Here is a 13,083-nt window from a genome sequence, read left to right as displayed (position 1 = left end):
TTTTACAAAAGTATTGTTTTGTTTTAATAAAAATAGACTTGTGTGATATTTGATACATTTTTTTCCATAAGAATGAAGTAATTTTACTTAAAAAATAAACCATGAGAGATAATTCAAATACCTTTATTTATATTGTGGCAGGCATTATTATTTTGCATTTTGTTGTCGGCTTTGCTTGGCTAATTATTAAACTTTCTAAAAAGAAAGATAAGGATAGTTAGCATTGTAATTCTTTGTATATATGCTGTTTATGTGTTTATGTTTTTTATTAAGGTTAATTCTAGCGGGATTTTCGATAATATCTTTCATTTATTCTATATTTGCACTCGAATTGAGGTTGTGATACTATTTTTTTTCAAAAATCACATTAAAAGGGAATTAGGTTCAAGACCTAAGCTGTTCCCGCAACTGTAAGCTATTATGCTTGTTGTTACTACAAAACCACTAAGTTAACTGAAATTTTCAGTTTCTCGGGAAGGTAAACAACAAGACGCAAGCCAGGAGACCTGCCTTTTTTCTTAACAAATATCGAACTCTCGGGAAAAAGAGTTCAGAAATTATGACTAGAAATAAACTTTTTTTATACTTCTTTTTGCTTTTGTGCCAATGTGTTTTGGGGCAGCATGATACTATTAATAGACTTAAGGAAGTTATTGTATCAGACAAACAATTAAAGACTTTCTCGAACACCCAATTCATTCAGCGATTAAGTGATACTTTGATAAGTAGAAGTCAAGCTTCGCTAACATCACTATTAAATTATAATACCGTTATTTACTTTAAAGAAAACGGTTTAGGAATGGTTTCCTCTCCCTCATTTAGGGGAACTACTGCGCAACAAACTGTTGTGGTTTGGAACGGAATCAATATCAATTCGCAATTACTAGGGCAAACAGATTTTAATACAGTTTCTACACGTGGTTTTAACTCGATTGATGTAAAAGCAGGTGGTGGTAGTATTGTTTATGGAAGTGGTGCTATAGGTGGTACTATTCATTTAAATAATGATTTAAAATTTACAGATTCTTTTAAAAACGATTTGCAAATTTACTATGGCGATTTTAATACTTTGAGTGCTACTTATGGGATTACAGCTGCAACAAATAAAATTAGTTTTGATGCAAGTTTTAGTCGCAACAGCTCAGACAATGATTTTAAATTTGTAAAAAAAGACGGCAGAAATAGTAATGGAGAATATTACAATAATACTCTTGATGTAGCTTTTGGGTACAAAATAAATACTAGAAATAGCCTTAAATTCTATAGCGAAATATATGATGGAGAACGCCATTTTTCGTTAACATCTCCTAATGCTACTAAAACTAAATATCAAGATTATAATATTCGAAATTTACTAACGTGGAGTAGTGCTATTGGCAAATTTGATACCGACTTGAAACTGGCTTATATCACAGAGCATTACAGCTATTTTGAAGACATTAAAAGAGATGGTTTTACTTCGGGTGGTGTAAAAAGTTTTATTGCTAAATACAATTTAGATTTTAAACTAGCCGAAAATATTAAAGCGACTACAGTTATAGATTATACCAGTAATAAAGGTCAGGGTTCAGGAATTGGAGAAAGTAGCAGAGAAATAGCAGGAGTGAGTTTCTTTTGGAAACATTTTCTTAGTGAAAAATGGAATTATGAAGGAAGTGTTCGTAAGGAATTTTCAGATGTTTATAAAAGTCCGGTGCTTTTTTCTATTGGTTCAAACTATAATTTCTCGAAGCTTTATGAACTAAAATTCAATTTGTCAAGGAATTATAGAATTCCAACTTTTAATGATTTGTATTGGGTAGGAAGTGGAAACATTGATTTAAAACCAGAGAATGCGTATCAATTTGAGGTGGGAAACGAATTTAATTATAAAAAAGTTCGATTTACAGTCACAGGATATTTTTCAAAAATTGATAATATGATTCGGTGGTTGCCTACGAACTCAGGAGATTGGTCCCCAATAAATACAGATAAAGTTACTATATACGGAGCCGAAGTGCTGCTGGGATGGCGCAAGAATTTTAGAGAACACAATTTTGATTTAAGTGGAACTTATTCTTATACTAATTCCAAAGATGAAAGAACACAAAAACAACTTTTTTATGTTCCTTACCATAAACTAACAGCTTCATTATCTTATAGTCGTAAAAAACTAGCTGCTTATTATCAATTTTTATATAATGGGGAGGCTTTTACAACTTCGGATAATAATCCCAAATATGTATTAGACGGTTACCCCATTTCAAACCTTGGCGTAGACTATAATTTCAGTAAAAAAAATACTTTTAAATTGGGTCTAAAGGCAGGAAACCTTTGGAACAAAAATTATCAAACGTTGCCTAGCCGTTACATGCCGGGTAGGAATTTAACACTTTATTTAAACCTTAATTATTAAAAAATGAAATTAAAAAATCTTTATTTAGGAATTCTAGCATCTGCTTTTTTATTCACTTCTTGTAGCAATAATGACTCAGATGACAATAACCCTGCGGGAGTTTATGACAACGGTGTTTTTATTTTGAACGAAGGGAATTTTGGAACACCAAATGCTTCGGTATCTTTTTTATCAAACGATTTATCTGTTTTTCAAGATGATATTTTTAATGCTGTAAATGCTACAGCGGTTTTAGGAGATGTTGCACAATCAATGAGTTTTTTCGGGGATAAAGCTTTTATCGTTGTAAATAATTCTAATGAAGTTAGGGTTGTAAATCGTTATACATTTGAAAATTTAGGGGTTATTACTGAAAAACTAGAGAACCCACGTTATAGTGTTGTTCTAGAGGGTAAGTTATACGTTACAAATGCTATTTCTAAAGCTGTTACTGTTTATAATGCTAACACTTATGAATACATCGCATCTATAGCTTTGGATAAAACTGATGAACGTATTGTTGCTGCAAACGGAAAGTTGTATGTAATGAATGGTGCTTATGGTTCTGGAAACCAAGTGACAGTTATTAATCCACTTACAAATACTGTTGCAACGACAATTACTGTTGAAGAAGGAATTAATTCAATAGAAGCTGCTGGTAATATGGTTTATGTTTTATGTGGTAACAGTGATAAATCTAAATTATTCAAAATTAATACTACTACAGATATTGCTACTTCTTTTGAATCAACTACGTTAAAGGATTCTTACAATATGGATATCGATGGATCTAAAATCTATTATACAAGTGGAGTAGGAGTTTATGTAATGGATTTAAATGCAGCAAGCTTTAGTGAAACGGCTTTATTAACAGTAGCGGATAATAACTATTCTACATTTTATGGTTTTGCTGCAATTGATGGTAGAATTTATACAGCTGATGCTAGTGGTTTTACAGCTGATGGTGTTGTTACAGTTTACAATGATAAAGGGGTAGTATTAAAATCAGTAAATGTTGGTAGAGGACCAAATGGTTTTTACGATAATAACTAATTAATAGGTTTATAGTCCTGTTACTGTTCTTTGAAAGTGGTATTTCAAAAGGATAAATAAAAAGCCAGTGAAAATTCACTGGCTTTTTTATTTTAAAAAGGATGATTATTTTTAGTCCAAATCTTTCAAAATACTTTCAGTTGTATTTTCAATGTACATTTGGTTTTGATGATTCAATGCTTTAGAATCGGTAAAGTATTCTATACCTTTTTCTTTGTTTTGTTTGATCATTCTACCAGTTCCTGTTATTTTTCCAATCGCAGTACTTAATAAAGGTTCGTCTCTATCACCTAATATACCTAAAGTACTGATCTTTTCCTTTAATAAATAATCAGGAGTTAAGCCACCAAGGTAATCGCCAAAGTTAACTGAGTTTACAATGTGTGCAACAATAGGCTGCATAGCGTAACGGTGGTTTGGGTTTCTATTAGAAGAACCAAAAGTGGGAGAATCATATAATGTTCGCGAAGCTACATTTTTACCATAAGTCAGGTCTCCAATTTGGACTACCTTGATGTACGGTTTAAGACCATTTATGATCATTTCACTTGCTGATGCGGTGCTTTTAGAAGTTAAAACATATACAGTAGTAAGGTTAAGGCTGTTGATGCTTGCAGGGTCTACAAACTGATAATTAGTATTGTTATCACTGTTTTTATCGTTCCATTTTAATTTAGAAAATGTTTGTCCTTTAAATTGCCCTGTAATCATACTCGCTAATTGTGTAGCCGTATTTACTGATCCACCTCCATTATATCTCAAATCAAGTACTAAATCAGTCACTCCTATCAAGCTACCAAAAGCATTGTTTAACTGGCTGTCATAATTTGAAAAGAATCCGTTGTACATTAAATAACCAATCTTGTGGGAACCCTCATTAATGATTTTATTAATCAGTATAGGATTTTCATTTAAGACCGTTTTAGTCAAATCAATAGATTTGCCATTAGGAGTGACTACAGTATTACTGCTTGCGTCAGTACTAATGGTAGCAAAATTTAAAGTATAACTTTCTGATGATCCAAAAAGCAAATTAGAATAATTGCTTCTAGTAAGTTTTGTACCGTTAACTGCATAAAATACTTCACCACGTAAGATGTTTTTTGTGGCAGCGTCTGAATTTGGAATAATGTAACGTACATATCCATAAACGTCATCACTATCATTAGATACAAGACTTAGTCCAAAATCGATTCCGTTGTTTTTTGTAGTTCCTTGTAATTGACCTTCAAGTTCTAGGTAGTCACTAACAATCCAGCTAAATCTATCTATAGCTTGTGTAGGGTCAGGATATAGGCTTGAGGGTTTATTTAGTAAGCTTTGAAACAATTCTTCAGGAACGGGAAAGCCTTTAAGAAAAATGTTTAGCTCATCTTGCGAGGCATATTTTTTTTCGTCTAAATTAGGCACATCGGGTTGCCATAAATAATATTGATTTAAACCTTTCCATATAAAGTTTTGAATTTCTATGTCGTTAGGTCCTGTGGCTACATCATCATTGTCTTGACAACTCTGAAAAGCGAATCCGCATAAAAATAATAATAGTGCAATTTTGTAGGTAGATTTCATTTTTTACTGATTTGGTATAAAAATATAAACGTAAAAATAGTGTCTTTAGTTTTAATCGCTTGATTTTTTTAAGAAAAGTATGAATTTATTATTAGTAAATGGCCAAAACTTATATTGAGATAAACAGGTTTTGATTTCGATAAAAATTATAACGGTATTTAATTGAAAATGAAAGGCTGGTTTGTTGTTTTATACTGTTCTAAAAGGAAGGTTGAATTTTTAACTTAATACCAATCATTAATTTATTAGTTTTGCTAACATAAAATTGGAACATATGAGCCAAGCGGAAAATAAAAAGAAGCGTTTTTATTGGTTAATAATAGCTTCTATAGTGCTCTTAATAAGTTTAGTACTTTGTTTTAATGGGAATTCTGAATCCAAAAATAATGATTTAGGTACTTGTGACAATCCTGAACAAGCTTTTAAAGAAACACAAAAAGCATTGATGATGTTATCTACTAATGTAAATGTTGGCATAGAAAGTGTATTGTATATTAGAGAATACGAAGAATCAAAGAATTTAATTTTCAAAAAATCCATAAATAAGAAAAAATGAAAAAGTTTATAATTACATCATTACTATTGTTAATAGCTAGTCCTTTTTTTGCGCAAGCAAGTTTAGATAGGTTTAATGACCAAGATAATATTACTGCAGTTGTAGTCAATAAAAAAATGTTTGACTTAATGAGTAAGGTAAAAGTGGATGCGTCAGATAAGGAAACGCAACAATACATGAATCTAATAAAAAAATTAGACAACTTAAAAGTATTTACTACAACCAATACTAAAGCTGCTGCTGATATGAAGTTAACTGCAGATAAGTATGTAAAAACTGCTGGTCTTGAAGAATTGATGCGTGTAAATGAAAACGGAAAAAACATTCGCATATTAGTGAAATCTACTACTGGTGATACAAATATAAAAGAGTTGTTGATGTTTATTGAAGGAGCTAATCAAGCTAATGAAACAGTTTTGATGTCATTAACGGGTGACTTTGATCTTAATGAGATTTCGGTTCTTACTGATAAAATGAAAATTCCTGGTGGAGATGATTTGAAAAAAGCAACTAAGTCAAGAAAATAGGCTGCTTTCGCAAAAGTTTATTAGGATTAGGAGCTGATTTAAAGATTAAAAAGGATTTAACTTTTCAATAAAGTTAGATCCTTTTTTTGTTATAAGAGTATTAGTTTATGAAATTAGCGATTTAGTTAGAGGTAAATGTTCTCTCTTTTGAATGAGTTTAGAAACTTTTAATAGCTAATTGTAGCTGTTTCCGCTGTTTTTGGGAAATTATTAGATTTTTAAAATGTTAAATTTTTTCTGATTGCTATTAAGAATCAGTGAGTTGGTTTTTTATTGAAAAAATAATAATTTTTAATTGCATTTAACGCTTGTAATATCCGACTTCTGTTGTATCTTTGCCACCGCAATAGAGCAGTGGGTCTGGTAGTTCAGTTGGTTAGAATACCTGCCTGTCACGCAGGGGGTCGCGGGTTCGAGTCCCGTCCAGACCGCAAAAATTGCAAAGCCTTTCAAGAAATTGAAAGGCTTTTTTTATTTCCATATTTAAGTTGTGAATTACTACAATTTCACATTTTTTATAATTACATGTTTAATAAAAAAGGGATCATAACGAAAACCTGTGGGGAAGTAAAAATTAGGCATATATATTTGTTAGCCTAAAAAGGAAGAACTCGATGTTTCTTACTCCTCTAAATTGAGACCTAAAAGCTTTTATCTTTGCGTTAAAAGATTCTGCAGACGCATTTGTACTTCTGTTATCAAAGTAGTTTAGTATTGTTTGATAATGATTCTGTATCGTTCTAGATATTGTATTAAAGGATTTAAATTCTGCTTGATTTACTTTTTCATGCCATTTAGCTAATCTGGTTAGTGCGTATATTTTATCAGTTGTGTTTTCAAAAACATTTCGTAAATCTTGAGCTAATCCGTACGCTTTTTCAATATCGGGGTATAATTCGAATAGCAATTTGGCTCTTTCCGTTTGTTTTTCTGACCATTTTGATTTGTTTTTATACAAGATGTATCGACTTCGGGCTAGTAATTGCTTAATGGTATCTCCATTTGATAAAATTGTAGGTTCGAATTTTTTCTTGTTTTTCTTAGCTTTTTCTATAGCCTCGTTTTCGTGGTCTATTGCTTGCCAACGGTATTTTATTCTTATTTCTTGTAAAGCCTCTGTAGCTAGTTTTTGTACATGAAATCTATCAGTAACTCGTGTTGCATTTGGGAAGCATTTCTTGGCGATTAGACCCATATTTCCTGCCATATCTAAAGTGATTTCAGTGACTAAATTTCGTCGCTTAATTGGGATTTTTTCAATGATTGAAATTACTGTTTCAGCTTTAGTGCCAGCAATCATAGCTACTATAGCTCCTTTTCTTCCTTTTGCAGTTTTGTTTGTCAAAATAGTATAGAGTTCACCATTGGATAGTGAAGTTTCGTCTATAGACAAACGTTTGCCAATATTTTGGGCAAATAGAAGCCATTGTTTAGCATGTGGTTTTTGATCCCAAATTTTAAAATTACTTAAAAAATCCTTGTATTGATGTTGTAGATTTTTTCCTTTAACTCCATAAAAAGAGGCTATGGCATTACAGTCATTAGCCTTGGAATCTATTGATCTCTTTTAAAAAAGACGCAAACTCTTGTGTTACTCGAGTTCCGTCTGCTACTAAATTCCAATCTCTAAATACAACTTTACTAGTGTCTTCATTAAGCCATCTTCTGCGTGTGATATGAAGATAAACCTGATGTCCTCGAATGGGAAAATCTTGAACTGTTATTTCATCAAAGAATCCCTTGGAACTTAGTTTCTCATTACGATATTCTTTAGGGGGGGAATTAATCTCTTTTAAGTATAAATGCAAAACTTCATCTGCTTTCTTGTATGAGGTTAACTCAAAATAGTCAACAATAATTTCGGGTAGTAATAATTTGAGAAGTTCGGTAAAAGAATCTTGCATTTGTATCTTATTTTTAAAAACACAAATATCCCTTTTTTAATATTTCCCCACAACTTTTAGACTTGATCCTAAAAAAGCCAGTAAAATTATTTTTTACTGGCTTTTTTTAAAATTATTTTTACTGAGAAGATAAATCACTATTTCTTAATAAATCGTTTTACAGTTTTGATACCTTCTTTTTCTAGAACAATAAAATATATTCCTGCTTTGAGCATAGAAACATCAAGACTATTGGAGCTTATTTTTTGTTGTAAAATTAAACTACCTTGAGAATCAACAATATTGCAATTAGTACCTGCAATATCTTTAGAGAATAAAAGCATATTCTCAACTGGATTTGGATAAATAGCAAGTATTTTATCGGCTTCTAAAGTTTGATTTTTACTTGTAAAGTCAGCACTTATCTTAGCTGTACTATCTGTTTTAGATATTTTGATCCAATTGATGTTTACACCCGAATTTTTAATAAATAATCCAAAATTATAGGTTCCAGCATTGACGTTTACAGTATGTGAGATCGTTGTCCAGTTTTGCCATCCACCAGTGTTGGGTACATCTAGTGAACCTAGTACAATTGACCCTGCGTTTAAGTCAGATGATATTTTGGCTCCATTAACAGCACTAGCCACTCTGTATTCTATCAAGTAAGAATCAGATGTTGGAAAGTTAATGTTTTTGTATGCCATCCAATCATCTGTGTCAGTATAAGCTACATTTAAACCTCCTCCTGTGTCTGTGGTGGTTTCTGTTTTAATACCATTCATAGAAGTGTAATTTTCGGCTTGAATTAAAGTAGAAACCGCTGTAGTTGCTGGTACTAATTTCCATTGGCCACTTAATTGGTCTACATTTTCCCATTGTTGAATATTAGCATTATTGGCAGTGCTAAAAGCAGCTACTTCTACTAATTTCCCACTATGTTTGGCTACAATCTTGTAATATCCATCTCCTGTTGGGACTAATATAAATTGTTGATTTGCAGATCCTGCATAAGTATATTGCTCGATATTGGAACCATTTGTTTTGGCGAATTCTTTTACGTCTAGTGATAAGCCACTGTTTTTTGCTATGATTTTGTATAATCCATCTCCTAAATGTGTGAAAATAAATTTTTGATTATCGCTGGCAGTAGGGTTTCCTTGAGCAATGTTAGCATTGTTAGCTGTGCTTAAGCTGGTAACCTCCATGTTTAATCCGCTGTTTCTATTTTGCAAAAAGTAGGTTGTGTTTCCTAGATTTGTTGCGCCATTTGCAAGAATACGAATAGAACTTACTTTGTTGTTCCAAGTTATATCAAAACAACTTTTGTCAGCAGTAATTGTTGTAGAAGTACCACTAAAATTATCATCTTGAAACAATATAGCTTGAAAACCTTTGGCAACTCGCAAAGATGAGATTGCATCTTCTTGCAGTCCCAGTGATTTTAATCGTGCTAAATTATAATCGCCCATAGTTAAACCGCCAGAAAAACCGCCATAATTACAATCTTTATAAGCCGTAACAACATCTATAGTTGCAGGTATTGACGGGGTGTTTACCTTTTGATATACTCGAACATAATCTACTTGCATTTCTGCAGGAAAACCATTGTTGTCGATATTTTGTCCAGGCCAATCACCTCCAACAGCTAAATTAAATAAAATGAAAAAATTATTATGAAACTCATCGGTGCTATTTACGTTCCCTGCAATACTAACTTCATGATATTTTACTCCATCCAAAAACCATTTAATAGTATTTTCATCCCATTCAATTCCATAAGTGTGAAATGCTGTTACATTGGTGTTTGTAGGACCGCCATATTGTACATGCCCGTTATCGTCCCAGTGAATTGTGCCATAGATATCTCCTCCTGTGTTCACATGTTCCATTATGTCAATTTCGCCACACATTGGCCATTGAACAGAATCAATATTATCTCCTAACATCCAAAAGGCAGGCCATATTCCTTGAAAAGAAGGCATGGCAATACTGGCTTCTATTTTGCCGTATTTCCATGATTTTTTTCCTTTAGTTGTCATCCTAGCCGAAGTGTAATTACCTCCGCCAAAAGATTCTTTTTTAGCAGTTATAATTAATTTCCCATTGGATACTGTTGCGTTTTCTTTGCGGTAAAATTGCTGTTCATTGTTTACCCCAAAACCTGTTTCAAAAACCCAATCGGAACTTATAGTATTGTTATTAAATTCGTCTTGCCAAACCAGTTGCCAATTTTGGGAATACCCCATTGTCATAAAAAACAATAAGATAAAAGTTGTTTTATATTCTTTTTTCATAAAATTAATTTTGTGTTATTAAAATTATTCAGTTGCTATACGTTGCAAATAAAGCAAATCATAACAAACTGAATAATTTTTTAATAGATTGAATATATTAAAGTTTTTTTTATTTCTTAATAAATCGTTTTACAGTTTTTACACCTTCTTTTTCTAACACTATAAAATAAATCCCCCCTTTTAGTTGAGATACGTCAAGGCTATTACTACTTATTTTTTGTTGCGTAACTAAATTTCCTTGAGAGTCAACAATATTAACAGTAATTCCTGTAATATCTTTAGAAAACAACAATGTATTCTCCACTGGATTTGGATAAATAATAAGTGTTGTGTCATCTTGTAAATTTTGAATTTTAATTTCAGAGTCTACGCTTAACTTAGCTGTACTGTCTGTTTTAGTTATTTTTATCCAATTGATATTTACACCTGAATTTTTAATAAATAATCCAAAATTATAGGTTCCAGCATTTACACTTACGGTATGTGATATTGTTTGCCAATTTTGCCAAGCCCCAGTGTTTGGTATATCAAGTGATCCTAGTACTATTGATCCAGCATTGAGGTCAGATGATATTTTAGCTCCATTAACTGCACTTGCTACTCGGTATTCTATTAAGTAAAAACCAGATGTTGCAAAGTTGATGTTTTTGTAGGCCATCCAGTCACCAGTGTCAGTATAAGCAACATTTAAACCTGCTCCTGTGTCAGTGGTGGTTTCTGTCTGGATACCACTCATTGAAGAGTAGTCTTCGGCTTGAATCAATGTAGAAACGGTTGTAGTTGCGGGTACTAATTTCCATTGCCCACTTAACTGATCTACATTTTCCCATTGTTGAATGTTGGCGTTATTGACAGTGCTAAAAGCAGCTACTTCTACTAATTTTCCACTATGTTTGGCTACAATTTTATAATATCCATCTCCAGTTGAAACTAATACAAATTGTTGATTTGAGGATCCTGCGTAGGTATATTGCTCAATATTGGCTCCGTTTGCTTTGTCAAATGCTTTTACATCTAGAGACAAACCACTATTTTTTGCTATGATTTTGTATAACCCATTACCTAAATGGGTAAAAATAAATTTTTGATTATCAGCAGTTGTAGGAGTTCCTTGTGCAATATTAGCATTGTCAGCTTTGCTTAAACCGGTAACTTCCATGTTTAATTCGCTGTTTCTGCTTTGCAAATAGTAGGTTGTATTTCCTAGATTTGTTGCACCATTTGCAAGAATTCGAATAGAACTCACTTTATCGTTCCAAATGGCATCAAAACAGCTAATATCCGCACTAATGTTTGTAGAAGCACCACTAAAATTGTCGTCTTGGAACAATATAGCCTGAAAGCCTTTAGCAACTCGCAGCGATGAAATGGCATCCTCTTGCAATCCTAATACTTTTAAACGAGCTAAATTATAATCACCAATAGTTAAACCGCCAGAAAAACCGCCATAATTACAATCATTATAAGCAGTAACAACATCTGTTGTTGCTGGTATGGATGGGGTTGAGCTGGCATAACCTCCAAAAGTAGCAACAACCTTAGTAGGCTGTGATGTGTGTAGTGATGGAGATTGATCTGCTACATCATCATAAGCAAATCCGTAGGACAAATTATCAACACTGATACCTGGTAAATGCCAAAATTTTGAATAATGATTTGTAGGATTAGCTTGGTAGAATTTTGACGCATCATACCAATTTTGTTGTCCAGGATTTGTTGTTGTTACATTAATAACGTGTCTGTTTATGGCAGCTGTTAACTGTGCTTGAATAACAAGATCTAAATCTCCGTCAACTAATCTTCTATCTAAAACACCTTTGCCTTCAAGAGCTTCTTGAGTTGAAGGTCTGCTTTGAACTCTTCCAGTGCGTCCAGTAAAACCACCAGATTGTCCAACCACTTCTAATTGTTCTCCTATAATTCTACCTTTAAAAACGCCTGCATTACCAGCGTAAAATATCAAATCTTCATTTTTGTATTTTTCCCATATTTGATTAATATAGGATTTCAAATAAAAGGCTTGAGCTCCAGCTGTTGTTCCATTTGTTCCGTCTGCAAAAGCGGGTGTTTTAGATGGTGCTGTAATTTCTCCTGTTGTATTGTTTACGCAGCCTTGAAATTCAGTTGGTACATTTGCTTTGAAAGCAGCAACAATATCTTCATGTTTTTTTAGTTCTCCTACACGTTTTTGATAGCCATTAGTTCCAAACAATTCAAGCCCCATTGGGTATTTATACGAGTCGACTCTTGATGGGTTTCCGAAAAAACCATATTGATTATTTGTTAACTCAATAATTTCGTATAAAATGCCTTGATTAGGGTCTGATGCATTTAAAGGATTTGGTGAAGTATAGCCAGAAGGGGCTCCGTTAGCTCCAAAAAAATAAAAATACAATTGTTGTCCTCTAGCAATAAAAACTCTACAGCCAGAAATCAAAGGCAAAGTAAAAGTTTTGTTAGGAATGTCACTTAGTTTTGTGAAGCAATTGGCGTATTTTGAATTTAATCCTGGGCCTTTGTTTCCGTTAATAGTGGGTCCTGTAACTGTATTGTATGTTGCGTCCATCGGTAATACTTGACTCGTTTTGGCATTTACCCAAACATGATTTCCACTGTTGTTATCAATACCTACAATTGCTACATATAATTCATTGTCATTAAATGTTGAGGTATTATTAATGGTAAATGGGATTGCTCCTTGACCATAAATAAAGCTAGATATTAAGAGTAGAAGGATCGTTTTTAAAGAGGTAATAAAGCCTCTTAGTTTATTTTTTTTCATAATTGTATTTAAAATGATTCAACTTTTATTGAACCGTAGGTT

At 32.5% G+C, this 13,083-nt stretch carries 9 protein-coding genes, 1 tRNA gene and 1 riboswitch; of the genes, 5 read left to right on the top strand and 5 right to left on the bottom strand.

Annotated features, from left to right (window positions below):
• Nucleotides 1–317: 317 nt before the first annotated feature.
• Nucleotides 318–528, top strand: a riboswitch (cobalamin riboswitch).
• Nucleotides 529–559: 31 nt separating this feature from the next.
• Both ACVEGE_RS02525 and ACVEGE_RS02520 read left to right on the top strand, forming a co-directional pair.
• Nucleotides 560–2,395 carry a TonB-dependent receptor plug domain-containing protein gene (locus tag ACVEGE_RS02525; RefSeq protein ID WP_192501500.1) on the top strand — a complete coding sequence of 612 codons (1,836 nt, stop codon included), beginning with the start codon at nucleotides 560–562 and terminating at the stop codon, nucleotides 2,393–2,395.
• A gap of 3 nt (nucleotides 2,396–2,398) precedes the next feature.
• On the top strand, nucleotides 2,399–3,427 hold the full coding sequence (locus ACVEGE_RS02520; RefSeq protein ID WP_192501501.1) for a YncE family protein: 1,029 nt from the start codon (nucleotides 2,399–2,401) through the stop codon (nucleotides 3,425–3,427).
• Nucleotides 3,428–3,538: 111 nt separating this feature from the next.
• On the opposite strand, the gene ACVEGE_RS02515 is transcribed toward ACVEGE_RS02520, so the two are convergent.
• Nucleotides 3,539–4,996, bottom strand: coding sequence for a S41 family peptidase (locus ACVEGE_RS02515; RefSeq protein WP_173852929.1), 1,458 nt, complete (start codon nucleotides 4,994–4,996; stop codon nucleotides 3,539–3,541).
• A 274-nt stretch (nucleotides 4,997–5,270) separates the two neighbouring features.
• On the opposite strand from ACVEGE_RS02515, the gene ACVEGE_RS02510 reads away from it, so the two are divergent.
• The 3 genes from ACVEGE_RS02510 to ACVEGE_RS02500 all read left to right on the top strand — a co-directional run bounded on the left by ACVEGE_RS02510 (nucleotide 5,271) and on the right by ACVEGE_RS02500 (nucleotide 6,510).
• Entirely contained in the window at nucleotides 5,271–5,552 is a 282-nt protein-coding gene (locus ACVEGE_RS02510; RefSeq protein WP_173852930.1) for a hypothetical protein, read from the top strand.
• A complete protein-coding gene (locus tag ACVEGE_RS02505) occupies nucleotides 5,549–6,079 on the top strand; it encodes a DUF4252 domain-containing protein (protein ID WP_173856467.1) in 531 nt (176 codons plus the stop codon). The genes ACVEGE_RS02510 and ACVEGE_RS02505 overlap by 4 nt, the downstream gene beginning before the upstream one ends.
• A 357-nt stretch (nucleotides 6,080–6,436) precedes the next feature.
• Nucleotides 6,437–6,510: transfer RNA gene (locus ACVEGE_RS02500), tRNA-Asp, on the top strand.
• Nucleotides 6,511–6,653: 143 nt separating this feature from the next.
• Here ACVEGE_RS02500 and ACVEGE_RS02495 read toward each other — a convergent pair.
• The 4 genes from ACVEGE_RS02495 to ACVEGE_RS02480 all read right to left on the bottom strand — a co-directional run bounded on the left by ACVEGE_RS02495 (nucleotide 6,654) and on the right by ACVEGE_RS02480 (nucleotide 13,041).
• On the bottom strand, nucleotides 6,654–7,607 hold the full coding sequence (locus tag ACVEGE_RS02495) for an ISAon1 family transposase (RefSeq protein ID WP_370567000.1): 954 nt from the start codon (nucleotides 7,605–7,607) through the stop codon (nucleotides 6,654–6,656).
• Between the two features lie 13 nt (nucleotides 7,608–7,620).
• On the bottom strand, nucleotides 7,621–7,983 hold the full coding sequence (locus tag ACVEGE_RS02490) for an ISAon1 family transposase N-terminal region protein (protein ID WP_458008540.1): 363 nt from the start codon (nucleotides 7,981–7,983) through the stop codon (nucleotides 7,621–7,623).
• Nucleotides 7,984–8,120: 137 nt separating this feature from the next.
• Nucleotides 8,121–10,259 carry an RICIN domain-containing protein gene (locus ACVEGE_RS02485; protein ID WP_458008613.1) on the bottom strand — a complete coding sequence of 713 codons (2,139 nt, stop codon included), beginning with the start codon at nucleotides 10,257–10,259 and terminating at the stop codon, nucleotides 8,121–8,123.
• Between the two features lie 109 nt (nucleotides 10,260–10,368).
• Nucleotides 10,369–13,041, bottom strand: coding sequence for a beta-1,3-glucanase family protein (locus ACVEGE_RS02480; protein WP_192501993.1), 2,673 nt, complete (start codon nucleotides 13,039–13,041; stop codon nucleotides 10,369–10,371).
• Nucleotides 13,042–13,083 lie beyond the last annotated feature (42 nt).

This window comes from Flavobacterium sp. PL002, from assembly GCF_054165825.1.
Note: the sequence above shows the minus strand (reverse complement) of the source record. Positions and strands in the feature narration are given on the sequence as shown.

What these genes read in the sequence shown, in the direction of transcription:
- ACVEGE_RS02525 (WP_192501500.1), top strand. Translation starts at nt 560, where the DNA reads ATGACTAGAAATAAACTTTTTTTATACTTCTTTTTGCTTTTGTGCCAA.
- ACVEGE_RS02520 (WP_192501501.1), top strand. Translation starts at nt 2,399, where the DNA reads ATGAAATTAAAAAATCTTTATTTAGGAATTCTAGCATCTGCTTTTTTA.
- ACVEGE_RS02515 (WP_173852929.1), bottom strand. Translation starts at nt 4,996, where the DNA reads ATGAAATCTACCTACAAAATTGCACTATTATTATTTTTATGCGGATTC.
- ACVEGE_RS02510 (WP_173852930.1), top strand. Translation starts at nt 5,271, where the DNA reads ATGAGCCAAGCGGAAAATAAAAAGAAGCGTTTTTATTGGTTAATAATA.
- ACVEGE_RS02505 (WP_173856467.1), top strand. Translation starts at nt 5,549, where the DNA reads ATGAAAAAGTTTATAATTACATCATTACTATTGTTAATAGCTAGTCCT.
- ACVEGE_RS02490 (WP_458008540.1), bottom strand. Translation starts at nt 7,983, where the DNA reads ATGCAAGATTCTTTTACCGAACTTCTCAAATTATTACTACCCGAAATT.
- ACVEGE_RS02485 (WP_458008613.1), bottom strand. Translation starts at nt 10,259, where the DNA reads ATGAAAAAAGAATATAAAACAACTTTTATCTTATTGTTTTTTATGACA.
- ACVEGE_RS02480 (WP_192501993.1), bottom strand. Translation starts at nt 13,041, where the DNA reads ATGAAAAAAAATAAACTAAGAGGCTTTATTACCTCTTTAAAAACGATC.